The following is a 24672-nucleotide window of genomic DNA, read 5'->3' as shown; positions in this document are numbered from 1 at the left end:
GCCGGTCTCAGCCGCTTACGCCTCGGCCGAGCTCCCACAGCTGGAGGTCGGAGATGGCGTTGACCGACCACTCCACTCCGGTGATCCCGTCGCGCGCGGCGACGTACTGCTGGCCCTGCCACAGCGGCAGGACGGGCACGTCCTCGGCGACGATGTCCTGCATCTCCGTGATCGCGGGGGCGGCGACGCTGCGGTCGGCGGCCCTGCGCGACTCGGGGATGAGCTTGGTGCGCACCGTCGTGTTGGCGTACGGCGTGCCCAGGAAGTTGTCCTGCTCCAGGAAGGGAGCGAGGAAGTTGTCGGCGTCCGGGTAGTCGGGGAACCAGCCGAGCCCGTAGGCGGCGTAGTCGCCCTTCTTCTGCGCGGGCCGGAACTCGGTCCAGTCGTTGCCCTGGACGGTGATGTCGAACAGCTGGGTGGAGTTCAGCTGGTTCTTGAGGGTCTCGAACTCGGCGGCGGTGCCGTCGCCGTAGTGGTCCTCGGTGTAGTTCAGCGTCAGCTTGACCGGGGTCTTGATGCCGGCGTCCTTCAGCAGCTGGGCGGCCTTGGCCGTGTTGGCCTCGCCGTACTTGTTGCGGAAGGAGTTGACGTGGCCGGTGACGGTGGTGGGGACCAGCGAGTACAGCGGCTGGGCCGACTTGCCGTAGACCTTGGAGATGAGGGCTCCCCGGTCGACCGCTGCGGCGAGTGCCTGGCGGACGGCCTTGTCCTTGACGGCCGGGGCCTCGGTGTTGAATCCGAGGTAGCGGATCTCCAGGCCGGGCATCGGGACCAGCTTGACGCCCTTGGGCGGGTTGGCGGAGAGCTCGGTGATCTGCGCGGGGGACAGGGTGCGCGAGACCATCTGGATGCGGCCCTCGCCCAGCGCCTTGACCATGGCGGCCGAGTCGTCGAAGGTGCGCAGTTCGATCTTGTCGTTCTGCAGCTTGAGGTCGCCCTTGTAGTGCGGGTTCTTGCTGAACACCGCGCGGACGAGGTGGTCGCCCTTGACCTCGGCCTTCATCGTGTACGGGCCGGAGCCGTCGACGGCGAAGCCCGGCCGGAGCTTCTTGGCGTCGTAGTTCTTCTCGCTGACGATGCCGGCCGCCGGGGTGGACAGCTTGTACGGGAACGTCGCGTCGGGGGTCTTCAGGTGGAAGACGACGGTGTCGGTGCCCTTGACCTCGACGGTGTCGAGGGTGGACAGCAGCGAGGAGGGGCCGTTCTCGGCGTTGATGGCCAGGACGCGGTCGATGGAGAACTTGACGTCCTTGGCGGTGAGCGGGTCGCCGCCGGCGAACTTCAGCCCGGGGCGCAGGGTGCAGCGGTAGCTCTGGTTGCTGCTGTCGGTGAAGTTGCAGGCGGAGGCCGCCTCGGGGACCGGCTGGCCGCCGCCGCGCGGGGTGTGCATCAGGGTCTGGACCGTCTGCCGCAGGACGTTCCAGGCTCCGGCGTCGTAGGCGTACGCCGGGTCGAACGGTGCGGGGGCGTAGTCCGCCGCCTCGTACCGGTCGGTGGTGCCGACGACGATCGCTCCGGTTCCCGCTCCACCGCCCGTGGCGCTGCCGCAGGCGGCGAGCGAGGGGGTGAGCAGGCCGGCCGCGGCCGTCAGCACCAGGGTCTTGCGGTTCATGCTGGAAGTACTCCCTATGACCGGCACTTGTTCAAAGCGGCGTAGAGGGCACTTGGCGGCGGCCGCCCGTTCAGGGCGGAACGATCGGGCCGGTTTTGTGACGATCGGTCCACACGGTCCCGGCACAGGGGTATGTGTCCGGGACTGCTGCGGTGCGCAGTGCCCGCGTCGACATTAGTGGCCTTGGACGGGATGGCTTGAACTGGCAGGACTTGGGGTGTAATCGCACGGTGATGGGAGCGGACTGCCTGTCAGGGCCGGGGTCGTCGCAGATGCGGGCAGGAGATCATCAATCCGGACACAAGGGAATGCCGTGGGATCCCTGTACAGGTCCGTAGGGGGCTTTGCAGGTGACAAAGGTCACCCGCCGCACCTGCCACCGAAAGGATGGAATTTCGGCCCCGGCCCCAAGGAACGGAAGATCCTTCCGGGACTTTCCCATGGGACCGGGGTTCCGTTCGGCACGCAGTGTGCGCGGTCAGTTCATCGGAGTGATGAGGGAGCGCAGGAACGGCAGGTCCACGTCCTCCAGCGAGCGCACGATGGTCCGGCCCGGGGCGGACGGGATCAGGCCCACCGAGGGGACGGCGACGACGCGGCATCCGGCGGCCTCGGCCGCGGCCACACCGGTGGCGGTGTCCTCGATGACGGCGCAGCGCGAGGGGTGGGCGCCGAGGCTGCGGGCGGCCAGCAGGTACGGGTCGGGGTGCGGCTTGGTGCGCGGGACGTCGTCGCCGGCGACGGTCATGGCGAAGCGCTCGGGGCCCAGGGAGTGCAGGATCCGCTCGATGACGCGGCGGTGCGAGGCCGAGACGAGGGCGGTCGGCACGTTGTGCCGGGCCAGCTCGGACAGCAGCCGCTCGGCGCCGGGCATGAGCGGGACCCGGTCGGCGATGCGCGCCTCGAAGCGCTCGTTGAGCAGCACGGTGAGCTCGGCGAGGCTGATGGCCGCGCCGGTGGCCTTGATCAGGAACCCGGCGCTGCGGGTCATGGGGCCGCCGACGACCACGTCGCGCCAGGCCTCGTCGAGCCGGTGGCCCATCTCGGCGAAGACGTCGACCTCGGCCTCCCACCAGAAGCCCTCGGTGTCGACGAGGGTGCCGTCCATGTCGAGCAGCACCGCCTGGAGGGCCGAGCCGTCGGCCGTGCGGGTGACGGAGACGGGAACGGTGCTGGTCATGCGCACACCTCTCGTAGGGAGCGAGAAGGCCGGCCGCCTTCCCGCAGGGCATTCCCCCGGGGAGCAGGCGACCGGCCTGTATGGGACCGACCAGTGTACGTCGATCAGGCTCAGCGTGCGTTGAAATACTTCGCTTCGGGGTGGTGGATGACGATCGCGTCGGTGGACTGCTCCGGGTGGAGCTGGAACTCCTCGGAGAGGTGGACGCCGATCCGCTCGGGCCGGAGCAGGTCGGCGATCTTGGCGCGGTCCTCCAGGTCGGGGCAGGCGCCGTAGCCGAGGGAGAAGCGGGCGCCGCGGTACTTGAGGTCGAACATGTCCTGGACGTCGGCCGGGTCCTCGCCGCCGAAGCCGAGCTCGGCGCGGACGCGGGCGTGCCAGTACTCGGCGAGGGCCTCGGCGAGCTGGACGGACAGGCCGTGCAGCTCCAGGTACTCGCGGTAGGAGTCGGACTCGAAGAGCTTCGCGGTGGCCTCGCCGATCCTCGAGCCGACGGTGACGACCTGCAGGCCGACCACGTCGGTCTCGCCGGACTCCTCGGGGCGGAAGAAGTCCGCCAGGCACAGTCGGCGGCCGCGGCGCTGGCGGGGGAAGGTGAAGCGGGTGCGCTCGTTGCCCTGCTCGTCGAGGAGGATCAGGTCGTCGCCCTTGGAGACGCAGCGGAAGTAGCCGTAGACGACGGCCGCTTCGAGCAGGTTTTCGGTGTGCAGCTTCTCCAGCAGGCCGCGCAGGCGCGGGCGGCCCTCGCTCTCGACGAGCTCCTCGTACGTGGCGCCGCCGGCGCGGGCCTGCTTCAGGCCCCACTGCCCCTTGAACAGGGCGCCCTCGTCCAGCCAGGAGGCGTAGTCCTTCAGCGGGATGCCCTTGACGACGCGGGTGCCCCAGAACGGCGGGGTCGGGACGGGGTTGTCGGTGGCGACGTCGGAGCGGCCGCCCGGCTCCGCGGGCTCCTCCACCGTGAGCACGGGAGTGTCGCGCCTGGCGACGCGGCGCTGCTTGAGCTCGGGCAGCGCCGCCCCGGGGACGCCGCGCTTGACGGCGATCAGGGCGTCCATCAGGCGCAGGCCCTCGAAGGCGTCGCGGGCGTAGCGGACCTCGCCCTCGTAGATCTCGTGCAGGTCCTGTTCCACGTAGGCGCGGGTCAGGGCGGCGCCGCCCAGGATGACCGGGTACTCGGCGGCCAGCTTGCGCTGGTTGAGCTCCTCCAGGTTCTCCTTCATGATCACGGTGGACTTCACCAGGAGGCCGGACATGCCGATGACGTCCGCCTTGTGCTCCTGCGCGGCTTCCACGATCGCGGAGACGGGCTGCTTGATGCCGATGTTGACGACGTTGTAGCCGTTGTTGGACAGGATGATGTCGACGAGGTTCTTGCCGATGTCGTGGACGTCGCCGCGCACGGTGGCGAGCACGATGGTGCCCTTGCCCGAGGCGTCGGACTTCTCCATGTGGGGTTCGAGGTAGGCGACGGCGGTCTTCATGACCTCGGCGGACTGCAGGACGAACGGCAGCTGCATCTGGCCGGAGCCGAACAGCTCGCCGACGACCTTCATGCCCTCCAGGAGGGTCTCGTTGACGATGTCGAGGGCGGGGCGGAGGGTGAGGGCCTCGTCGAGGTCCGCCTCCAGGCCGTTCTTCTCGCCGTCGATGATGCGGCGCTGCAGGCGCTCCTCCAGGGGCAGGGCCAGGAGCTCCTCGGCGCGGCCGGCCTTGAGGGACTTGGTGTTGACGCCCTCGAAGAGGGCCATCAGCTTCTGCAGCGGGTCGTAGTCGCCCTCGCGCCGGTCGTAGATCAGGTCGAGGGCGGTGGCGACCTGCTCCTCGTCGAAGCGGGCGATCGGCAGGATCTTCGAGGCGTGGACGATGGCGGAGTCCAGGCCGGCCTTGACGCACTCGTCGAGGAAGACGGAGTTGAGCAGGACGCGGGCGGCGGGGTTCAGGCCGAAGGAGATGTTGGACAGGCCGAGGGTGGTCTGCACGGCCGGGTGGCGGCGCTTGAGCTCGCGGATCGCCTCGATGGTGGCGATGCCGTCCTTGCGGGACTCCTCCTGGCCGGTGCAGATGGTGAAGGTGAGGCAGTCGATGAGGATGTCGGACTCGTTGATGCCCCAGTTGCCGGTCAGGTCGGCGATCAGGCGCTCGGCGATGGCGACCTTGTGCTCGACGGTGCGGGCCTGGCCCTCCTCGTCGATGGTCAGGGCGATGAGGGCCGCGCCGTGCTCCTGGGCCAGACGGGTGACCTTGGCGAAGCGGGAGTCCGGGCCGTCGCCGTCCTCGTAGTTGACGGAGTTGATGACGGCGCGCCCGCCGAGCTTCTCCAGGCCGGCCCGGATGACGTCGACCTCGGTGGAGTCCAGCACGATCGGCAGCGTGGAGGCGGTGGCGAAGCGGCCGGCCAGCTCCTGCATGTCCGCGACGCCGTCGCGGCCCACGTAGTCCACGCAGAGGTCGAGCATGTGCGCTCCCTCGCGGATCTGGTCGCGGGCCATCTCCACGCAGTCGTCCCAGCGGGCCTCCAGCATGGCCTCGCGGAACTTCTTGGAGCCGTTGGCGTTGGTCCGCTCGCCGATCGCCATGTACGAGGTGTCCTGGCGGAAGGGGACCGTCTGGTACAGCGAGGAGGCCCCGGGCTCGGGGCGCGGGTCGCGGGCGACCGGGGCGGTGCCGCGGACGCGCTCGACGACCTGGCGCAGGTGCTCGGGCGTGGTGCCGCAGCAGCCGCCGACCAGGGAGAGGCCGTACTCGCGGACGAAGGTCTCCTGCGCGTCGGCCAGCTCGGGGGCGGTCAGGGGGTAGTGCGCGCCGTCCTTGCCGAGGACGGGCAGGCCGGCGTTGGGCATGCAGGACAGCGGGATCCGCGCGTTGCGGGCCAGGTAGCGCAGGTGCTCGCTCATCTCGGCCGGGCCGGTGGCGCAGTTCAGGCCGATCATGTCGATGCCGAGGGGCTCCAGGGAGGTCAGCGCGGCGCCGATCTCGGAGCCGAGCAGCATGGTGCCGGTGGTCTCGACGGTGACGGAGCAGATGAGCGGCACGGAGACGCCGAGGGCCTCCATGGCGCGGCGGGCGCCGATGATGGAGGACTTGGTCTGCAGGAGGTCCTGGGTGGTCTCCACGAGAAGGGCGTCGGCGCCGCCGGAGAGCAGGCCCTCGGCGTTGACCTGGTAGGCGTCGCGGATGGTGCCGTACTCGATGTGGCCGAGGGTGGGCAGCTTGGTGCCGGGGCCCATGGAGCCCAGGACCCAGCGCTGCTGCCCCGTCGAGGCCGTGAAGGCGTCGGCGGTCTCGCGGGCGATGCGGGCGCCGGCCTCGGACAGCTCGAAGTTGCGCGCGGGGATGTCGTACTCGGCGAGGGCGGTGTGGTTGGCGCCGAAGGTGTTGGTCTCCACGCAGTCCACGCCCACGGCGAAGTACGCCTCGTGGACGGAGCGCACGATGTCGGGGCGGGTGACGTTGAGGACCTCGTTGCAGCCCTCGAGCTGCTGGAAGTCCTCCAGGGTCGGCTCCTGGGCCTGGAGCATCGTTCCCATGGCTCCGTCGGCGACGACCACTCGGGTGGCGAGCGCCTCGCGGAGGGCGTCGGCCCGGGTCTGGGTGTCTGCGGGCGGGTTCGGCAACGAGGCCATGAGAGCTCCCTGGGATGCGACGGCTGTCGGCTTTGCACCCTTGCTGAATCAAGGGTGCACGCGGTCAGGGTAACCGCGCCCCGGCAACCCCGGTGAGGGCCGTCCACGTGGCGGACTGCATGCTTGCGCGGGGGCGGCGCCCGCGGGACTTCCGGACGACATCGGCCTGAACAGGTGCCCAACCATGCGGGAGGTCGGCATGGGCCGATAGTGTTCAGCATTGTCGAACTACGTCAGCAGGAGGCTGCAGCCATGGCACGGAACATCCAGTCGCTCGAACGAGCCGCTGCGATGCTGCGGCTCCTGGCGGGCGGGGAGCGGCGCCTCGGCCTGTCGGACATCGCCGGCGCGCTGGGCCTGGCCAAGGGCACGGCCCACGGGATCCTGCGCACCCTGCAGGCCGAGGGCTTCGTGGAGCAGGACCCCGCCTCGGGCCGCTACCAGCTGGGCGCCGAGCTGCTGCGCCTGGGCAACAGCTACCTGGACGTGCACGAGCTGCGGGCCCGCGCGCTGGTGTGGACCGACGACCTGGCCCGGGCGAGCGGCGAGAGCGTGTACGTGGGCGTGCTGCACAAGAGCGGGGTGCTGATCATGCACCACGTCTTCCGCCCCGACGACAGCCGCCAGGTCCTGGAGGTGGGGGCCATGCAGCCGCTGCACTCCACGGCGCTGGGCAAGGTGCTGTCGGCGTACGACCCGGTGGCGCACACCGAGGCCCTGGAGGCGGAGCGCGAGGCGTTCACGCCCCGCACGGTGACCGACGGCGCGGGCTTCGAGGAGATCCTGGAGCTGACCCGTGCGCGGGGCTGGGCCGCGGACGTGGAGGAGACCTGGGAGGGCATCGCCTCGGTGGCCGCCCCCATCCACGACCGGCGCCGGATGCCGGTCGGCGCGGTGGCCGTCGCGGGCGCCGTGGAGCGGGTCTGCGGGGAGTCCGGGGAGCCCCGTCCGGCCCTGGTGGCCTCCGTGCGCGACTGCGCGCGGTCCGTTTCCCGCGACCTCGGCGCGGGCCGGTTCTAGGCCTTCGCCACCCCTTCTCGGCCGGATCCTGGCCGCTTTCTGCCCTCTTTTCGTCATATCCCGGCCATCGCATGGCCGGATTTGATCGATCGCACCGAGTGGTAACGATCCGACACTTTGGCCTGGCCAACTCTTGACGCGTTCTTCACACGGGCGAAAAACTGCCGTTCATCGGTCGGCATTGTCGAACACCTACCGGCAATACGCGCTAGGGTGGGGCAAGGCCAAGGACCGGTGAAGCACTCACCGAGTGCGCGGACCGCGGGTCACGTCAACCCGGGTCCGCCCACCCCTGGACGTAAGACAAAGGAGTCGCGGGTGTCCAGCTCCGACATCTTCCTCGGCGAGACCATCGGTACCGCCCTGCTCACCCTGCTCGGCGGCGGTGTCTGCGCCGCCGTGACCCTCAAGAGCTCCAAGGCCCGGGGCGCCGGGTGGCTCTCGATCACCTTCGGCTGGGGTTTCGCCGTACTGATCGCCGCCTACGTCTCCGCCCCGCTCTCCGGCGCGCACCTGAACCCGGCGGTCACCGTCGGCCTCGCAGTCAAGAACGGCGACTGGAGCGACGTTCCGGTCTACTTCGCCGGCCAGCTCCTCGGCGCCATGCTCGGCGCCGTGCTGATGTGGGTCACCTACTACGGCCAGTTCCGGGCCCACCTCTCGGACCCCGAGCACATCCGCGACGCCAAGCTCGGCCCGGAGGACCCCCACCCGCACGACGTGGCGGGCCCCGTCCTCGGCGTCTTCTCCACCGGCCCCGAGATCCGCAACGTGGTGCAGAACCTCGTCACCGAGATCATCGGCACCGCCGTCCTCGTCCTCGCGATCCTCACCCAGGGCCTGCAGGACGACGGCAAGGGCCTCGGCGTCATCGGCGTCCTGATCACCTCCTTCGTCGTCGTGGGCATCGGCCTCTCGCTCGGCGGCCCGACCGGCTACGCCATCAACCCGGTCCGCGACCTCGGTCCGCGCATCGTCCACGCCCTGCTGCCGCTGCCCAACAAGGGCGGCTCGGACTGGGGCTACTCCTGGATACCGGTGGTCGGCCCGCTCGCCGGCGCCGCCCTCGCAGGCGGTCTGTACAACATCGCGTTCGCCTGATCAGCTACCGGCCGCGTTCGCACGCCGCACCGCCCACTGGTTCCGCACCTCACAGACCTCCCAGGAGCAGCCACCATGACCACCAGCACCGGCCCCTTCATCGCCGCGATCGACCAGGGCACCACCTCCTCCCGCTGCATCGTCTTCGACCGCGACGGCCGCATCGTCGCCGTCGACCAGAAGGAGCACGAGCAGATCTTCCCCAAGCCCGGCTGGGTCGAGCACGACGCCAAGGAGATCTGGACCAACGTCCAGGAGGTCGTCGCCGGCGCCATCGCCAAGGCGGAGATCACCGCCGCCGACGTCAAGGCGATCGGCATCACCAACCAGCGCGAGACCACCGTCCTGTGGGACAAGAACACCGGCGAGCCGGTGCACAACGCGCTGGTCTGGCAGGACACCCGCACCGACGCCCTGTGCAAGGAGCTCGGCCGCAACGTCGGCCAGGACCGCTTCCGCCGCGAGACGGGCCTGCCGCTCGCCTCATACTTCGCCGGCCCGAAGGTCCGCTGGCTGCTCGACAACGTCGAGGGCCTGCGCGAGCGCGCCGAGGCCGGCGACATCCTCTTCGGCACCATGGACACCTGGGTCATCTGGAACCTCACCGGTGGCGCCCAGGGCGGTGCGCACGTCACGGACGTCACCAACGCCTCGCGCACCATGCTGATGAACCTGCACACCCTGGCCTGGGACGAGAAGATCGCGGAGTCCATGGGCGTCCCGCTCAACGTGCTCCCCGAGATCAAGTCCTCCGCCGAGGTCTACGGCCACGTCAAGGACGGCGTCCTCGCCGGCGTCCCGGTCGCCTCCGCACTCGGCGACCAGCAGGCCGCCCTGTTCGGCCAGACCTGCTTCAGCGAGGGCGAGGCCAAGTCCACGTACGGCACCGGCACGTTCATGCTGATGAACACCGGCGACAAGATCATCAACTCCTACAGCGGCCTGCTGACCACGGTCGGCTACCAGATCGGCGACCAGAAGCCGGTCTACGCCCTGGAGGGCTCCATCGCCGTCACCGGCTCGCTGGTGCAGTGGATGCGCGACCAGATGGGCCTGATCAAGTCCGCGGCCGAGATCGAGACGCTGGCCTCCTCCGTCGAGGACAACGGCGGCGCCTACTTCGTCCCCGCCTTCTCCGGCCTGTTCGCCCCGTACTGGCGCTCCGACGCCCGCGGTGTGATCGCCGGCCTCACCCGCTACGTCACCAAGGCGCACATCGCCCGTGCCGTGCTCGAGGCCACCGCCTGGCAGACCCGCGAGATCACCGACGCCATGACCAAGGACTCCGGCGTCGAGCTGGCGGCCCTCAAGGTCGACGGTGGTATGACCTCCAACAACCTGCTGATGCAGACGCTCTCGGACTTCCTGGACGCCCCCGTGGTCCGTCCGATGGTCGCCGAGACCACCTGCCTCGGCGCCGCCTACGCCGCCGGCCTGGCCGTCGGCTTCTGGCCCGACACCGACGCCCTGCGCGCCAACTGGCGCCGCGCGGCGGAGTGGACCCCGCGCATGCCCGCCGAGCAGCGGGACCGCGAGTACAAGAACTGGCTCAAGGCCGTCGAGCGGTCCATGGGCTGGATCGACGAGGAAAACGCCGGCTGACCGCACCAGCCGACGAACCGATGAGGAGCTGAAGAGATCATGAGCACCCTGCAGAGCGTCCCCGCCCTGGGCACGCACCCGACCGCCGGCTCGAACGCGAGCCGCGCCGAGACCCGTGAGCAGCTGGCCAAGGCCACGTACGACCTGCTGGTCATCGGCGGTGGAATCCTGGGCACCTCGGTGGCCTGGCACGCCGCGCAGTCGGGTCTGCGGGTGGCCATGGTGGACGCCGGCGACTTCGCCGGCGCCACCTCCTCCGCCTCCTCCAAGCTCGTCCACGGCGGTCTGCGCTACCTGCAGACCGGCGCGGTCAAGCTGGTGGCCGAGAACCACCACGAGCGGCGGGTGCTGGCCAAGGACGTGGCCCCGCACCTGGTCAACCCGCTCACGTTCTACCTGCCGGTCTACAAGGGCGGTCCGGTGGGTGCGGCCAAGCTGGGCGCGGGCGTCTTCGCCTACTCCGCCCTCTCGGCCTTCGGCGACGGCATGGGCAAGGTCATATCCCCGGCCCGTGCCGTCGCCGACAACCCCGGCCTGAAGACGGACAACCTCAAGGCCGTCGCGGTCTACTACGACCACCAGATGAACGACTCCCGCGTCGCCGTCATGACGGTCCGCGCGGCCGTCGAGTCCGGCGCCGTCGTCCTCAACCACGCCGAGGTCACCGGCCTGCGCACCACGCGCGGCCGGGTCTCCGGCGCCGAGCTCAAAGACCGCCTCGACGGCACCGAGTTCGGCATCGACGCCCGCGTCGTGCTCAACGCCACCGGCCCGTGGGTGGACCACCTGCGGCGCATGGAAGACAAGCACGCGCTGCCGTCGATCCGCCTGTCCAAGGGCGCGCACATCGTCATGAAGCGCAAGTCGCCGTGGAAGGCCGCGATGGCCACCCCGATCGACAAGTACCGCATCACCTTCGCCCTGCCGTGGGAGGACCAGCTGCTGCTGGGCACCACCGACGAGGTGTACGAGGGCGACCCGGCGGACGTGCGCGCCACCGAGAAGGACATCCAGCAGATCCTGGACGAGGCCGCCTTCTCCGTGAAGGACGCCGACCTCGACCGCTCGCTGATGACGTACGCCTTCGCCGGCCTGCGCGTGCTGCCCGGCGGCCCCGGCGGCGTCGAGAAGGCCAAGCGCGAGACGGTCGTCACCGAGGGTGCGGGCGGCATGCTGTCCGTGGCCGGCGGCAAGTGGACCACGTACCGCCACATCGGCCGCGTGGTGATGGACAAGCTGGCCAAGCTGCCCGGCAGCCCGCTCACCGACGACATGGAGCCGGTGAAGTCCCTGGTGCGCCGGGTGCCGCTGCCCGGCGTCGCCAACCCCAACGCCGTCGCGCACCGCCTGCTCGTGGACCGCGAGCCCGGCATGCGGATGGACCCGCTGACCGCCCGCCACCTGGCCTCCCACTACGGCTCCCTCGCCTTCGACATCGCGCGCCTGGCCAACGAGGACCCGGCGCTGGCCGAGCGGATCCACCCCGACGGCCCGGAGATCTGGGCGCAGGTCGCCTACGCCCGCGACTTCGAGTGGGCCGAGACCGTCGACGACGTGCTGCGCCGCCGCACGACGGTGACCATCCGCGGCCTCGACGACGACGCCGTCCGCGGCCGCGTCGAGGAGATGCTGGCCCGCAAGGCATAGCACCGACGCAGGTGGGGAAGAGGGGCGGTTCCGAGGGGAACCGCCCCTCTGTCGTGGGCTGTGGCAGCCGTCCCCACAAGGCTTAGGCTTTCCCACGTACACAAGGGAACTTCGGAAGGAGACCTGGGTGATCGAGCTTGAGGGCGTGCCCGAGCTGATCGACCCGGTCATGGTGGCCGCGTTCGAGGGCTGGAACGACGCGGGTGACGCGGCCTCCGGTGCGGTGGCGCACCTGGACCGGGAGTGGAAGGGCGAGGTCTTCGCGGCGCTGGACGCCGAGGACTACTACGACTTCCAGGTCAACCGGCCGACCGTGTGGCTGGACAACGGCGTCCGGAAGATCACCTGGCCGACGACACGGCTGTCCGTGGTGCGGATCGGCGGCGCCAAGCCGCGCGACCTGGTGCTCGTTCGGGGCATCGAGCCGTCGATGCGGTGGCGCTCGTTCTGCAACGAACTGCTGGGCTTCGCCCACGAGCTGGGCGTCGAGATGGTGGTCATCCTGGGGGCGCTGCTCGGCGACACCCCCCACACCCGGCCCGTGCCGGTCAGCGGGGTCACCTCCGACCCCGACCTGGCGCGCACGATGGACCTGGAGGAGACCAAGTACGAGGGGCCCACGGGCATCGTGGGGATCCTCCAGGAGGCCTGCACGCACGCCGGGGTGCCGGCGGTGTCGCTGTGGGCGGCGGTCCCGCACTACGTCTCGCAGCCGCCGAACCCCAAGGCCACTCTGGCCCTGCTGAACCGGCTGGAGGACCTGGTCGACATCCGGATCCCGCTGGGCGAACTGCCGGAGGACGCACGGGCGTGGCAGCTGGGGGTCGACCAACTGGCCGCGGAGGACAGCGAGGTCGCGGAATACGTGCAGACGCTGGAGGAGGCGCGGGACACCGCGGACCTGCCGGAGGCGTCCGGGGACGCCATTGCGCGGGAGTTCGAACGGTATCTGCGGCGGCGGGATCCGGCCGCCGAGCCGGGGGCCGGCGGCGCCGACGGCTCGTACCTCCGGGACCCGTCCTCGGGCCGTACGCGGCCCTCGCGCCGGCCGGCGGACCCCGACCAGGACCCGGGCGAAGACCCGGCCCCGCCGGAGCCGCCGGTCTCCTAGCGGCGGGTGGCCGCTGCGCGGAGCGGACCCTTTTCGCCTCGAACGCCGGCGGGGCTGATACAGCCGGCGTTCGAGGCGCTGGGGCTACCCCCAGCGGTAGCTGGGGGAGGGTCTGGGGGCGGAGCCCCGCCACGCGGCGGAGCCGCATGTCCGACACAGCGGGAAGGGGCGGGGAGGGGACAGCTCCGCGCAGCGGAACACGGGCGGCGGACTTACAGGGCGACGCCCAGGAGGGCGTCGACCGTGCGGGAGACCAGGCCCGGGGCAGTGACGTCGTCGCCGTCGGAGGCGTTCTGGGCCTCCACCCAGCGGTCCACCGCGGCCAGCGCCGCAGGGGCGTCCAGATCGTCGGCGAGGGCCGCCCGGACCTCCTCCACCAGCGCATCGGCCGGCAGGCCGTCCGGCCGGGACACCGCCGCGCGCCAGCGCGCGAGGCGGGCCTCCGCCTCGGCGAGGACCTCGTCGGTCCACTCCCAGTCGGCCCGGTAGTGGTGCGAGAGCAGGGCGAGGCGGATCGCCGCCGGGTCCACCCCGGCCCGCCGCAGCGCGGAGACGAAGACCAGGTTGCCCTTGGACTTCGACATCTTCTGGCCGTGCAGCGCGACCATGCCGGCGTGCACGTACGCCTTGGCCATCGGGAACTCGCCCGTGAGGACCTGCGCGTGCGAGGCCCCCATCTCGTGGTGCGGGAAGGCCAGGTCCGACCCGCCGCCCTGGATGTCGAAGCCCATCCCCAGGTGCTCCAGGGCGATGGCGACGCACTCGATGTGCCAGCCGGGCCGGCCGGGGCCCAGCGAGCCGCCGTCCCAGCTCGGCTCGCCCGGGCGCGCGGCCATCCACAGCATCGGGTCGACCGGGTTCTTCTTGCCCGGCCGCTCGGGGTCGCCGCCGCGCTCCGCGGACAGCAGCCGCATCGCCTCGGCGTCCAGGTGGGAGACCTCGCCGAAGCGGGCGTCGGACTCCACCGAGAAGTAGACGTCCCCGTCGAGCTCGTACGCCGCGCCGGCGTCCCGCAGCCGCTCCACCAGCGGCACGATGCCCGGTATGGCCTCGACGGCGCCGATGTAGTGCTGCGGGGGCAGGATGCGCAGCGCGGTCATGTCCTCGCGGAACAGCGCGGTCTCGCGCTCCGCGAGCTCGGTCCAGTCCTGGCCGTCGCGCTGCGCCCGCTCCAGCAGGGGGTCGTCGACGTCCGTGACGTTCTGGACGTAGTGAACCTGCCGCTTGGTGTCGAGCCACACGCGCTGCACGAGGTCGAACGCGTTGTAGGTCGCCGCGTGACCGATGTGGGTCGCGTCGTACGGGGTGATGCCGCAGACGTAGATGCGGGCGACGGGACCGGGGTCGAGGGTGATCTTCCCCTGGGTCGCGGTGTCGTGGATCTGGAGGTCGCGGCCCTTGCCGGGCAGGGCGGGGACCTCAGAAGCGGGCCAGGCATGCATGCCTCGAGCCTAACCGGACGCGTGTTCCGAAAACGAACCGGACCAGCAGGGTTGGCCTGATCGCCACTCTTGCGGTCCGGCCGGTTCTGTGCGTGTCGCGGTGTGCTCCGGGCCCGTCCTGCTCAGACGGGCGGCCAGGGGATGGCCGGCCACTGCCCGGAGGGCTTGGGGTGCACCCCGGTGCGCAGCAGACGCGCCACCCTGGCCCGTACGGCGGCCAGCTCCGCGGGGGTGATCAGTTCGGCCAGCCGGGTGGCGAGGGCCTCCCCGTCCGCGAGGCGCCCCTGGAGCAGGCCCAGCACCTCCCGGGCCTCGTCGGTCAGGGGCTCCCCCGCCCAGCCCCACAGCAGGGTCCGCAGCTTGTCCTCGACGTGGAAGCTCACGCCGTGGTCGATGCCGTAGAGGCGCCCGTCGGGCCCGGGCAGCAGGTGGCCGCCCTTGCGGTCGCCGTTGTTGATCACGGCGTCGAGGACGGCGAGGCGGCGCAGCCGCGGGTCGTCCGCGTGGACGAGGAGCGCGGTGCGGCCCTCCCCGACGTCGGCGAGGCCGACGGGCTTCCAGCCCTCCCCCGCCTCCTCGCCCTCGACGAGGGCCAGCAGCGCGCTCCCGGCGGCCTCCTGCGCGCCGTCGGCGCCCTCGGCGCCGGTGCCGCTCCCGGGGGCGGCCTCACCGGCGTCGGCATCGGCGTCCTCATCGGCATCGGCGTCGCCGTCCCGGGACTCGATCCACTGCTGGACCATGCCCTCCCCGTACGGCCCCTCGCGCAGCACGGTCGGCGGCACCAGGCCCCAGCCGGTGGCCTCGGAGACCAGGTAGGCGGCGACCTCCCGGCGGGCGAGGTTGCCGTCCGGGAAGTCCCACAGGGGGCGCTCGCCCTTGACCGGCTTGTAGACGCAGTCGACGCCGGCGCCCCCGTAGACGGCCGTGCACAGCAGGACCGCGTTGGACGCCCCCGGGATCCGGCCGACGACGGTCAGCTCGCCCTTGGCGAGCACTTCCTCGAGCTCCCCCATGGCCTTCACACCTGGCGCCGGTAGCCGTTCTGGCGCGGGCAGACGTGGCCCTCGGGGTCCAGCGGCAGGCTGCACAGCGGGCACGGCGGCCGGCCGGCGTTGACCACGTCCAGGGCCCGCTTGGCGAAGGCCCGGGCCTGGGCGCCGGTGAGGCGGACCCGGAGCATCGGCGGGCCGTTCTCCTCGTCCTGCAGGAGCCGCTCCTCCGCCTCGGCGAGGTCCTCTTCGGAATCCGCGTCGAGCTCCACCAGCGCCTGCGCCTCGACGATCATGCGCTGCTGCTCGCCGTCCCAGGCCAGGGCCATGGTGCCGACGCGGAACTCCTCGTCGACGGGGACGTCCAGCGGCGCGGTGTCGGCGGCCTCGGCGGGGGCCACGGCCGGGACCGCGGCGTTGCCGCCGGTGCGCCGTACGACCTCGTCCAGCAGCTCGTCCATCCGCTCGGCAAGCGCGGCGACCTGGGTCTTCTCCAGGGAGACGCTGGTGACGCGGGGGCCGGCGGAGGCCTGCAGGAAGAACGTACGGCGTCCCGGCAGACCGACCGTGCCGGCCACGAAGCGGTCCGGCGGGTCGTAGAGGAACACCTGACGGGGCACGTCCAGTCTCCAAGTCTCGGCGGCAGGGGCACGGGTGCGCACCAGTGTTGGCCCATCCACCCTACTGCGCCGTTCGATCACGCCGCGCCCGCGCCGCCTCCCACGACCGCGTTCCCGCCGTCCTCGGTGGCCGCTTCGAAGCTCGCGGTGTCGGCGCCGGCCCCGTCCGGTACGCGGGCGGGGCGCGGGGCGAGCGAGCCGAAGTCGCCGGTGTCGCCGAGCCTGAGCAGGAACGGCCGGGTCGCGGTGTAGCGGACGGCCGTGACGGAGCAGGGGTCGACGTGGATGCGCTGGAAGAGGTCGAGGTGCATGCCCAGGGCGTCCGCGACAAGGGACTTGATGATGTCGCCGTGCGAGCACATCAGGAAGACGGCGTCGCCGCCGTGCTCCTGCTCGACCCGCGCGTTCCACTCCTGCACGGCGTCCACGGCGCGGGCCTGCATCGCGCGCAGGGACTCCCCGCCGGGGAAGGCGGCGGCCGAGGGGTGCTGCTGGACGATCTTCATCAGGGGTTCGTCGGCGAGCTCGGAGAGCTTGCGGTTGGACCAGTCGCCGTAGTGGCACTCGCCGATGCGCTCGTCGGTGTGCAGCTCGAGCTCGGGACGGGCGGCGAGCAGCGGTTCCAGGGTCTCGCGGCAGCGCTGCAGGGGGCTGCTGACGGCTGCGGCCAGCGGTACGCCGGCCAGCCGCCCGGGCAGGGCCGCGGCCTGCTCCGCGCCGCGGGGGTCGAGGGCCACGCCCGGGGTCCATCCGGCGAGCAGCCCTGCGGTGTTGGCGGTGGACCGCCCGTGTCGTACGAGGATCAGCGTGGCCATGGCGCCAAGCCTATGCGGCGGCAGGGGGCGGAGGGGGCTCGGGGCGCGGCCGGGGGCGGGGGCAGGGCGGAGGGGAGGGCGGGCGCCCTGGTGCGGGCGGGCGCCCGGCGGGGGACAATGCCCGGCGTGATTGTCGACTGCGCGATGTACCGGGACGGCCGCCGCTCCCCCGCCCCCGAGGACTTCTCGGACGCCCTCGACGAGGCGCGGGCGGTGGGCGACGCGTTCCTCTGGGTCGGCATGCACGAGCCGACCGAGGAGGAATTCGAACACGTCAGCCGGGAGTTCGGACTGCACAAGCTGGCGGTGGAGGACGCGCTGACGGCGCACCAGCGGCCGAAGCTGGAGGTGTACGACGACTCGCTGTTCGTCGTGCTGAAGCCGGTGGTGTACGACGAGCACGCGGACACGGTGGCCACCGGCGAGCTGATGGTGTTCATCGGCGACTCGTTCGTGGTCACCGTCCGGCACGGCGAGGGGGCCGCGCTGGCCGCCGTACGCCGGCGGCTGGAGCAGGAGCCGGAGGTGCTGCGGCACGGGCCGACGGCGGTGCTGTACGCGGTCTCCGACGCGGTGGTGGACCACTACATCGAGGTGGCGGCCGAGCTCCAGGCGGACCTGGAGGAGCTGGAGGCGGAGGTCTTCGCACCGGTGGCCCCGGACACCCGGAACACCGCCGCCCGGATCTACGGGTTCAAGCGGCAGGTGCTGGAGTTCCGCCGGGCGACGAGCCCGCTGCTGCAGCCGATGGACCGGCTCGCCTCCGGGACCGTGCCGTTCGTGCACGACCACGCCAGGCCGTTCTTCCGGGACGTCGCGGACCATCTGACGAAGGCCAACGAGTACATCGAGGGCCTGGACCGGCTGCTGTCGGACGCGCTGGCCGCGCACCTGGCGCAGATGGGCGTCCGGCAGAACGACGACATGCGCAAGATCTCCGCATGGGCGGCCATGGCGGCGGTGCCGACGATGGTCGCGGGCATCTACGGGATGAACTTCGACCACATGCCGGAGCTGCGGCACGCGTGGGGCTATCCGGGGGTGCTGGTGGTGATGGCGGCGGCCTGCCTGGGCCTGCACCGGCTCTTCAAGTCCCGCGGCTGGCTGTAGCGCGCCGGACGGCCGGGCGAACCGGCGGCTAGGCGAACTCGGGGGCGCCTTCGGGCGCGCCGCCCAGGGCGTTGCGCCGCTGCGGCGGGTGCAGGGCGACCATCCGGTGCCAGCCGGCGAAGCGCTCCCAGGCGTACATGCCGCGGATGCCGGCGGCCAGCGCGGCCGATTTGGCGGCGGGCCAGTGCAGGAGCCGGCCCATGTGGCCCATGACGGCGAGGCTGACGTCGCGGTAGACGGCGATCTCGGTGAGGGCGCTCTCGCGCAGCACCCGCTGGATGGTGCGGCCGTGGCCCTCGCGGGCGAGGCGGAGCAGCTCCTCGTGGCAGTAGGCGAGGTGGTTGTCCTCGTCGTGGCTGATCATGCGGATGGCCTTGCCGACCTCGGGGTGGTCGCCGAAGTGCCGCACCAGCATGTCCATCTGGTCGGCGGCGCGCTGTTCGGTGACCCGGCTGTGCGAGAGGTAGACGACGATGTCCTGCTCCGTCAGCGGCTCGTCCGAGCGGAGCTTGGCGTGGGCCAGGCCGATGCCGCTGCGCTCCAGCAGCATCGTGTAGTCGGTCTCGGGCGGGACCGGGACGGCCGGCAGGCCGCGCTTGCGCAGCAGGGCCTGGAAGATGCGGCCGTGCTTGTCCTCGTCGGCGCCGTGCCGGGTGATCTTGGGGGCGAGCTCGCGCATGCTGTCGGGGACGAGGGCCGCGATCCGCGCGTTCTCCCAGCCGCCCTGGGACTCCCCGCTGGCGGCGATCGAGCAGAAGAGCTGGAAGGAGTCGTCGTGGTCGACGATCTCCTGGAACAGGCTGCGGGCAGAGAGCATGCCTCGAGTCAACGGCCGTTCGCGGGGCCGGGCAACCGAGGGGCCGCAGGGACTCGGCCGAACGGGGTGCCGCCGGGGCGTAACCCGGCGGGGCCCGTGCGCGTTGTTGGCTGTGTCGGCCGTGGCGGGGAAGACCCCCGAGCCCCCACCACGGCCGCAGGGGCCCCTGCGCCGGGTCAGGCGAGGCCGGCGCGCTCCAGGGCCTCGGTGCCGGCGCGCAGCGCGGTGATCCGCTCGTCGAGGGTGAACCCGGCCGGGGCGAGGGTCAGCGTGGTGACGCCGGCCTCGGCGTAGGCCTGCATCCGGTCGGCGATCCGCTCGACCGAGCCGAGCAGGGTGGTGGAGTCGATCAGCGAGTGCGGGACGGCCTCGGCGGCGCCCGTCTTGTCGCCGGCCAGGTACTTGTCCTGGATCTCGGCGGCCTCCTTCTCGTAGCCCATGCGCTGGGCGAGCTGGTTGTAGAAGTTCTGCTTGCGGCTGCCCATGCCGCCGACGTACAGGGCCGTGTAGGGGCGGAACACGTCCGCGAGGCCCTTCACGTCGTCGCCGACGGCCAGCGGGACGGTCGGGCAGACGTCGAAGCCGTCCATGGTGAGGCCGGCCTTCTCGCGGCCCGCCCGGATGTGGGTGAGCGCGGTTGCCTCCAGGTGCTCGGCGGCCGGGAAGATCAGCAGGGCGCCGTCGGCGATCTCGCCGGTCTGCTCGAGGTTCTTCGGGCCGATGGCGGCGATGTAGAGCGGGATGTGCTCGCGCTCCGGGTGCACGGTCAGCTTGATCGGCTTGCCGGGGCCGCCGGGCAGGGGCAGGGTCCAGTGCTCGCCCTCGTACGTGAGGCGCTCGCGGGTCATCGCCTTGCGGACGATCTCCACGTACTCGCGGGTCCGGGCGAGCGGCTTGTCGAACTTCACGCCGTACCAGCCCTCGGAGACCTGGGGGCCGGAGACGCCCAGGCCCAGGCGGAAGCGGCCGCCGGTGAGGGAGTCGAGGGTGGCGGCCGTCATGGCGGTCATCGCGGGCTGGCGGGCCGGGATCTGCATGATCGCGGATCCGACGTCGATGCGCTCGGTCCGGGCGGCGACCCAGGCGAGCACCGTGGGGGCGTCCGAGCCGTAGGCCTCGGCGGCCCAGCAGACGTCGTAGCCGAGGCGGTCCGCCTCCTGGGCCACGGCCAGGTTGTCCGCGTCCATGCCGGCGCCCCAGTAGCCGAGATTGATGCCGAGCCGCATGTGTCGTCCCCTTACCGGTTTACCGATCAGTAACGTAGGTCTGGGCAGGGACTGTAGCGCGCCCGGGTCCGCGGCGTCAGTGCCCCGCTAGTCTCAGCGTTCATGGAGCAGAGGCATCTCGGCCGCACCGGCCTGCGCGTGTCCCGGATCGGCCTCGGCACCCTGACGTGGGGCCGTGCCGCGCAGGGCCCGGACGAGCCGGGCACCGCGGAGCTGTTGAAGACCTTCTGGGAGGCGGGCGGCACGCTCGTCGACACCGCCGACGTGTACGGCGGCGGTGAGGCCGAGTACCTGCTCGGGCGGCTCGTCGGCTCGCTGGTGCCGCGGCGGGAGCTGGTCATCGCGACGAAGGCGGGCGGCGTGCCGGATCCGGACCGGCGCTTCGACGGCTCGCGCGGGCACCTGCTCGCCGCGCTGGACGATTCCCTGGCCCGGCTGGGAACGGAGTACGTGGACCTGTGGCAGGTCCACGCCTTCGACCCCGGCACCCCGCTGGAGGAGACCCTGCACGCGGTGGACCTGGCGGTCAGCAGCGGGCGGGCCCGGTACGCGGGGGTGTGCAACTTCAGCGGCTGGCAGCTCGCGAAGGCGGCCACGTGGCAGCTGGCCGCGCCGGGGCCGCGCACCCGCCTGGCCACCACCCAGATGGAGTACTCCCTCCTCCAGCGGGGCGTGGAGCGGGAGGTGCTCCCCGCGGCGCTGGACCTGGGCGTCGGCCTGCTGCCGTCGTCCCCGCTGGGGCGGGGGGTACTGACGGGCAAGTACCGGGCCGGCACCCCGGCGGACTCCCGGGGCGCGTCGCCCGCCATGGCCGGCTTCGTGGAGCCGTACCTGGACGACGCGGCGGGCGGGATCGTGCACGCGGTGGCCACGGCCGCCCACGGCCTGGCCGTGACGCCGCTGCAGGTGGCCCTCGCATGGGTCCGGGACCGCCCCGGGGTCGTCGCGCCACTGGTCGGCGCGCGCACCTCACCGCAGCTGGCAGAGGCACTGTCGGTGGAGACCCTTACCCTTCCGGAGGAAATCCGCCAGGCGCTGGACGATGTCTCGGCGCCGGTGCACCGCTACCCGGATCACGACTGGAGCACGCTGTGAGCACGGACCGCCATCCCGCCGCCCCCGAGGCCACCCCCGAGGCGGCCCCCGGCGACCCCCGGGCCACCGCCTCCGGCACGGCCGGGACCGAGCAACCCGCCAACGCGGCCGAAGCCGGCCCGCCACAGTCCGCCGCGGCCTCCAGCGACGCGGGCGACACCGCCGAGGCCCAGCCGCGCGAAGCCGGGGCCAACCAGCCCGCCCCCGCCGACGCACCCGAAGCCGCACAGAACGCCACCGAGGCCGAACCGACCGCCCCGGCGCAGGCCGACGCCGCCTCCCGCGAAGCCGGGGCCGAGCAGACCGCTCCCGGCGGCGCGGACAATACCGCCGAGGCGGAGCCGGACGCCGCCTCGGACGACGCAGGCGACACCGCCGAAGCGGAGCCGACCGGCGCGGCGCAGGCCGGCGCCGCCTCCGGCGAAGCCGGGGGCGAGCAGGCCACGGCCGGGCGGTCCGGCGGAGCCGCGGACGAAGAGCGCGCTCACCACGACGCGGGCGACGCCGCCGAGGCGGAGGCGGGTGGCTCGGCGCAGCCGGTCGTCGGCTCCGGTGGAGCCGGGGAAGGGGGGCCGGGGGCGGAGTCCCCGGTTTCGGGAAGGGGCGGGGTGGGGGAAAGCGCCGCAGGCGACGCCGCACCGCAGCTGAGCGAGGCCGAGGCGGAGCTGGCCGCGCAGAAGGTCGAGCGGGAGCGGATCGAGCGCCGCAAGGCCCAGCGCCAGGGCCCGGTCGACGCCGGCGCGAAGCTCAGCGGCAAGGCCGCGGACCTGCTGGCCGCCGTACGGGCCGTGGAGAGCGGCGAGAAGCCCGCCCCCCGCTACTTCGACGAGGCTCCGAGCGGGCCGAGGAGGCCCGCCCCGGCCCCCGCCGCGCAACCCCAGCCGCAGTCCCGCCCCCGCCCGGCAGCGGCGCCGGCGGCGCCGACGGCCCCCGCCCCCTCCCCCGAGCGCATCGAGGCCGTGCGCGCCGTCCTCGCCCGCGGCGGCGCCCCCGGAGAGCTGGCGGCCCGCGCCGCCGCCACGCTCGGCGAGACGGCCGCCGAGGAGCTGACCGAGAACCCGTGGCGGCTCCTCGCCGTCGCCGGCGTCCGCCCCACCCAGGCCGACGGCTTCGCCCGTGCCCTGCTCGGCCCCGAGGCCGGCCCGGCCGACGACCGCCGCGCCGCCGCCCTGGTCGGCTGGCTGCTGGAGCAGGCCGCCCTCAAGGGGCACACCGCCCTGGAGGCGCCCACCCTGGAAGCGGCCCTGGCCCAGTACGGCGTGCCGCAGCCCGCGCAGGCCCTGGAGCAGGCCATCGCCGAGGGGTCGGTCCTGGTGTTCCACGAGCCGCTGGGGCCCTCCGCCACGGAATCCGCCACCGACTCCACCGCGGAGGACGAGGAGCAGCCGGTCCGCGTCCTGGTCGGGCTGGAGGGCTGCGCGCTGGCCGAGGAGAGCCTCGCCGACGGCCTGGCCCGGCTGGCGGGCACCTTCGCCGACCCGGCCGACTGGGGCGCCGCCACCGGCCCGGGCGCCGAGCTGATCCGGGCGGTCGCCGGCCACGGCCTGGTGGTGCACACCGGCGGCGAGGCCGCCCGCGCCGAGCCGCTGGCCCTGGTGGCCGCGGCCCGCGAGCGGGGCCTGCGCGTCTGCCTGGCCGCGCACGCCCCGGGCCGGGAGGCCGTGACGGTGGCCGGCCTCCTCTCCGGCACGCAGGGCCCGCCGCGGGACGCGGACGGGCAGTTCGAGCTCGACCTGCTGGTCGTCCTGGACGCCCCGCAGCTGGACGTGGAGACCGCCGCCGCCCTGGTGGAGTCGCTGCCCGACGGCGCCCGCCTGGTGCTGTCCGGGGACCCGGCGGTGCTCGGGTCGGCCGGCCCGGGACGGGTGTTCGCGGACGTGCTCGCGGCCCGCGTCTGCCCGCAGCCGACCTCCCGCATCCCGGACCCCGGCCCGCTCGGCGAGCTGGTGTCGGGCATCGGGATCGGCGAGCTGAACCAGGTCGACGCCCCCGGCAAGGAGGTCGTCATCGTCCCCGTCCGCGACGCCGGCGAAGCCGTGCACCGCACCGTGCAGCTGGTCGCCGAGTCGGTGCCGCGCGCCTTCGGGACCGCGGCGGACGGCATCCAGGTGATCACCCCGTCCCACGGCGGCCCGGCGGGCACGCGCGCGCTGAACGCGGCCCTGAAGGAGCGGCTGAACCCCGGCCCGGGCCGGTTCGGCGGCTTCGACCCCGGCGACCGCGTGGTCCACGTGCCCTCGCCGGGGCGGGCGGTGCCGGCCCGCGTGGTGTCGGCCGACGCCGAGGGCCTGCACCTGGACGCCGCGGGCGGGCGCATCGTCGTACCGCGGGAGCGGGTGGAGTCGCAGGTGCGGCACGGCTGGGCGGTGACGGCCCATCAGGCGGTCGGTGCGCGCTGGCCCGCGGTGGTGGTGGTACTGCCGGGCGATGCGGCCCAGGCTCTGTCGCGGGACTGGGTGTACACGGCCTTCGGCCGGGCCGAGCGGCACCTCTCGGTCGTGCACGGGGTGGACCAGGCGCTGGCCCAGGCGGTCGCGCAGGTGCCGCCGAAGCCGCGGACGACCCGCCTGGCGGGCCTGCTGCGGGGCCTCGCCGCGGCGGCGCAGGAGCAGCCCGAGTAGGCGTTCGGCGGGGCCGGGCTCCGGCCCGTGCATGCCGCGGCCCCCGCCCTGGGAGGGGCGGGGGCCGCGGCGTTCCGGCGCGGGGCGGACGGCTCAGGCGGGCGCGAGGCCCGGTTCCTCGGCCTCGTCCTCTTCCTCCTCCTCGTCGAAGTCGTCGGTGTCCTCGTCGAACACGGAGCTGACGTCGAACCGGTGCAGCACGTCCTGCGGGTCGGTGTTCCCGAAGGGCTCGCCGAGCCACTCGCCCGGTTCCGCGGCCTCGTGCGCGGCCGCGATCCAGAGGGTCGAGTCGCCCTCCTCCAGGCCGAAGTCCCTGGCGCGGGAGGCGATCTCGTCGGGCTCGTACTCCCCGAACAGCACGCCCAGGGCGCCGGCGGTCCCGCCGTCGTGGACGAGTTCGGCCTCCCGGTCGTGCGCGGCCACCCGGTCGGCCTGCGCGATCAGCCGGGACGGCTGGACCACGGTGTAGTCGCGGCGGATGAGCACGCTGAACGCGGCGGGTTCCGCGGGCCCCGCGTAGGGGGCGCCGTCCTCGGGCGTGGGGATCTCGAACGGGGTGACCTCGTCGTAGCGGTCGTAGAGGAGTTCGTCGTACTCCTCGGCGGCGGCGGCGAGTTCGTTGAACGCGGCGTAGACGGCCGGGTCCTCGTCCCCGATCCTGCTCTCGACCGCGGCGAGGTGACGGTCGATGGCGGCCTTGACCGCCTCGGCGGCGGCGCGTACCTCGGCAACAGGGGGCAGAGCGGCATCAGACATAGTGCAGACGCTATCCGCAGCAGGGCCGTGCCCGCACAATAGATGCGATGCCGGAATACGAATTCGTCGACGTGTACGTGCCTCGCGGGGTCCCCCGCAGCGAGGCGACCCGCCTGCTGACCGACCATGCCGAGTACGGGAACTGGGAGCTCGACCGGCTGACCCTGCACCGGGACGGCAGCCGCCGCGTGCGGTTGCGCCGCCGGATCATCCGTCAGGTCCGCGCGACCTGGTGACGGTGGCGCGGGCCCCGCTCGACGAGTGGGACCCGCGCCGGTGAGGGGC

The 24672-nt window shown here is 72.7% G+C and carries 19 protein-coding genes; 9 read left to right on the top strand and 10 right to left on the bottom strand.

The window, feature by feature from the left end; all coding sequences use genetic code 11:
* Positions 1-7: 7 nt before the first annotated feature.
* From AB0953_RS18460 to metH, 3 genes are all read right to left on the bottom strand, one after another.
* Positions 8-1612: an ABC transporter substrate-binding protein gene (locus tag AB0953_RS18460; protein WP_366860539.1), complete on the bottom strand. Its 1605-nt coding sequence runs from the start codon at positions 1610-1612 to the stop codon at positions 8-10.
* A 478-nt stretch (positions 1613-2090) separates the two neighbouring features.
* A complete protein-coding gene (locus AB0953_RS18455) occupies positions 2091-2792 on the bottom strand; it encodes an HAD family phosphatase (RefSeq protein WP_366860538.1) in 702 nt (233 codons plus the stop codon).
* Positions 2793-2902: 110 nt separating this feature from the next.
* Entirely contained in the window at positions 2903-6415 is a 3513-nt protein-coding gene (gene metH / locus AB0953_RS18450) for a methionine synthase (RefSeq protein ID WP_366860537.1), read from the bottom strand.
* A 252-nt stretch (positions 6416-6667) separates the two neighbouring features.
* Between metH and AB0953_RS18445 the strand changes: the two genes are divergently transcribed.
* From AB0953_RS18445 to AB0953_RS18425, 5 genes are all read left to right on the top strand, one after another.
* Positions 6668-7435, top strand: a complete 768-nt coding sequence (locus AB0953_RS18445; RefSeq protein ID WP_366860536.1) for an IclR family transcriptional regulator — start codon at positions 6668-6670, stop codon at positions 7433-7435.
* 318 nt (positions 7436-7753) lie between these two features.
* The gene (locus AB0953_RS18440; protein WP_366860535.1) at positions 7754-8536 is read left to right on the top strand and encodes an MIP/aquaporin family protein; all 783 of its coding nucleotides are present in this window, start codon (positions 7754-7756) and stop codon (positions 8534-8536) included.
* Positions 8537-8611: 75 nt separating this feature from the next.
* Positions 8612-10138 (top strand): glycerol kinase GlpK, encoded by a 1527-nt coding sequence (glpK, locus tag AB0953_RS18435; protein WP_366860534.1) that lies wholly within the window; start codon positions 8612-8614, stop codon positions 10136-10138.
* Positions 10139-10177: 39 nt separating this feature from the next.
* Positions 10178-11785: a glycerol-3-phosphate dehydrogenase/oxidase gene (locus AB0953_RS18430; protein ID WP_366860533.1), complete on the top strand. Its 1608-nt coding sequence runs from the start codon at positions 10178-10180 to the stop codon at positions 11783-11785.
* Between the two features lie 127 nt (positions 11786-11912).
* On the top strand, positions 11913-12896 hold the full coding sequence (locus AB0953_RS18425; RefSeq protein ID WP_366860532.1) for a PAC2 family protein: 984 nt from the start codon (positions 11913-11915) through the stop codon (positions 12894-12896).
* Between the two features lie 212 nt (positions 12897-13108).
* Here the strand turns inward: AB0953_RS18425 and mshC are convergent, their stop codons facing one another.
* From mshC to AB0953_RS18405, 4 genes are all read right to left on the bottom strand, one after another.
* Complete coding sequence (gene mshC, locus AB0953_RS18420; protein WP_366860531.1) at positions 13109-14338, bottom strand: cysteine--1-D-myo-inosityl 2-amino-2-deoxy-alpha-D-glucopyranoside ligase; 1230 nt, start codon at positions 14336-14338, stop codon at positions 13109-13111.
* A gap of 122 nt (positions 14339-14460) precedes the next feature.
* Positions 14461-15393, bottom strand: coding sequence for an SCO1664 family protein (locus AB0953_RS18415; RefSeq protein ID WP_366860628.1), 933 nt, complete (start codon positions 15391-15393; stop codon positions 14461-14463).
* On the bottom strand, positions 15357-15947 hold the full coding sequence (locus AB0953_RS18410; RefSeq protein ID WP_366860530.1) for a DUF3090 domain-containing protein: 591 nt from the start codon (positions 15945-15947) through the stop codon (positions 15357-15359). The genes AB0953_RS18415 and AB0953_RS18410 overlap by 37 nt, the downstream gene beginning before the upstream one ends.
* Before the next feature lie 77 nt (positions 15948-16024).
* Complete coding sequence (locus AB0953_RS18405) at positions 16025-16762, bottom strand: histidine phosphatase family protein (protein ID WP_366860529.1); 738 nt, start codon at positions 16760-16762, stop codon at positions 16025-16027.
* Positions 16763-16879: 117 nt separating this feature from the next.
* Here AB0953_RS18405 and corA point away from each other — a divergent pair, with 117 nt between their 5' ends.
* Positions 16880-17872 (top strand): magnesium/cobalt transporter CorA, encoded by a 993-nt coding sequence (gene corA / locus AB0953_RS18400; RefSeq protein WP_366860528.1) that lies wholly within the window; start codon positions 16880-16882, stop codon positions 17870-17872.
* 28 nt (positions 17873-17900) lie between these two features.
* On the opposite strand, the gene AB0953_RS18395 is transcribed toward corA, so the two are convergent.
* Positions 17901-18689: a ferritin-like domain-containing protein gene (locus tag AB0953_RS18395; protein ID WP_366860527.1), complete on the bottom strand. Its 789-nt coding sequence runs from the start codon at positions 18687-18689 to the stop codon at positions 17901-17903.
* Positions 18690-18865: 176 nt separating this feature from the next.
* Positions 18866-19915 (bottom strand): LLM class F420-dependent oxidoreductase, encoded by a 1050-nt coding sequence (locus tag AB0953_RS18390; RefSeq protein ID WP_366860526.1) that lies wholly within the window; start codon positions 19913-19915, stop codon positions 18866-18868.
* A 102-nt stretch (positions 19916-20017) separates the two neighbouring features.
* On the opposite strand from AB0953_RS18390, the gene AB0953_RS18385 reads away from it, so the two are divergent.
* Positions 20018-21010, top strand: coding sequence for an aldo/keto reductase (locus tag AB0953_RS18385; protein ID WP_366860525.1), 993 nt, complete (start codon positions 20018-20020; stop codon positions 21008-21010).
* On the top strand, positions 21007-23631 hold the full coding sequence (locus tag AB0953_RS18380) for a helix-hairpin-helix domain-containing protein (RefSeq protein WP_366860524.1): 2625 nt from the start codon (positions 21007-21009) through the stop codon (positions 23629-23631). The genes AB0953_RS18385 and AB0953_RS18380 overlap by 4 nt, the downstream gene beginning before the upstream one ends.
* A gap of 93 nt (positions 23632-23724) precedes the next feature.
* Here AB0953_RS18380 and AB0953_RS18375 read toward each other — a convergent pair whose 3' ends face one another.
* Positions 23725-24387, bottom strand: coding sequence for a hypothetical protein (locus tag AB0953_RS18375; RefSeq protein WP_366860523.1), 663 nt, complete (start codon positions 24385-24387; stop codon positions 23725-23727).
* Positions 24388-24434: 47 nt separating this feature from the next.
* On the opposite strand from AB0953_RS18375, the gene AB0953_RS18370 reads away from it, so the two are divergent.
* Positions 24435-24623, top strand: coding sequence for a DUF5703 family protein (locus tag AB0953_RS18370; RefSeq protein WP_366860522.1), 189 nt, complete (start codon positions 24435-24437; stop codon positions 24621-24623).
* Positions 24624-24672 lie beyond the last annotated feature (49 nt).

It is taken from the genome of Streptomyces sp. NPDC046866, assembly GCF_040704625.1.
GTDB lineage: Bacteria > Actinomycetota > Actinomycetes > Streptomycetales > Streptomycetaceae > Streptomyces.
This window is presented reverse-complemented; position numbering and strand designations above follow the sequence as displayed.

Excerpts from the sequence above, each read along its gene's own strand:
- AB0953_RS18395 (WP_366860527.1), bottom strand. The coding sequence starts at position 18,689 with ATGCTCTCTGCCCGCAGCCTGTTCCAGGAGATCGTCGACCACGACGAC.
- AB0953_RS18455 (WP_366860538.1), bottom strand. The coding sequence starts at position 2,792 with ATGACCAGCACCGTTCCCGTCTCCGTCACCCGCACGGCCGACGGCTCG.
- corA (WP_366860528.1), top strand. The coding sequence starts at position 16,880 with ATGCCCGGCGTGATTGTCGACTGCGCGATGTACCGGGACGGCCGCCGC.
- mshC (WP_366860531.1), bottom strand. The coding sequence starts at position 14,338 with ATGCATGCCTGGCCCGCTTCTGAGGTCCCCGCCCTGCCCGGCAAGGGC.
- AB0953_RS18460 (WP_366860539.1), bottom strand. The coding sequence starts at position 1,612 with ATGAACCGCAAGACCCTGGTGCTGACGGCCGCGGCCGGCCTGCTCACC.
- AB0953_RS18385 (WP_366860525.1), top strand. The coding sequence starts at position 20,018 with ATGGAGCAGAGGCATCTCGGCCGCACCGGCCTGCGCGTGTCCCGGATC.
- metH (WP_366860537.1), bottom strand. The coding sequence starts at position 6,415 with ATGGCCTCGTTGCCGAACCCGCCCGCAGACACCCAGACCCGGGCCGAC.
- AB0953_RS18370 (WP_366860522.1), top strand. The coding sequence starts at position 24,435 with ATGCCGGAATACGAATTCGTCGACGTGTACGTGCCTCGCGGGGTCCCC.
- AB0953_RS18390 (WP_366860526.1), bottom strand. The coding sequence starts at position 19,915 with ATGCGGCTCGGCATCAATCTCGGCTACTGGGGCGCCGGCATGGACGCG.
- AB0953_RS18405 (WP_366860529.1), bottom strand. The coding sequence starts at position 16,762 with ATGGCCACGCTGATCCTCGTACGACACGGGCGGTCCACCGCCAACACC.
- AB0953_RS18445 (WP_366860536.1), top strand. The coding sequence starts at position 6,668 with ATGGCACGGAACATCCAGTCGCTCGAACGAGCCGCTGCGATGCTGCGG.
- AB0953_RS18430 (WP_366860533.1), top strand. The coding sequence starts at position 10,178 with ATGAGCACCCTGCAGAGCGTCCCCGCCCTGGGCACGCACCCGACCGCC.
- AB0953_RS18375 (WP_366860523.1), bottom strand. The coding sequence starts at position 24,387 with ATGTCTGATGCCGCTCTGCCCCCTGTTGCCGAGGTACGCGCCGCCGCC.
- glpK (WP_366860534.1), top strand. The coding sequence starts at position 8,612 with ATGACCACCAGCACCGGCCCCTTCATCGCCGCGATCGACCAGGGCACC.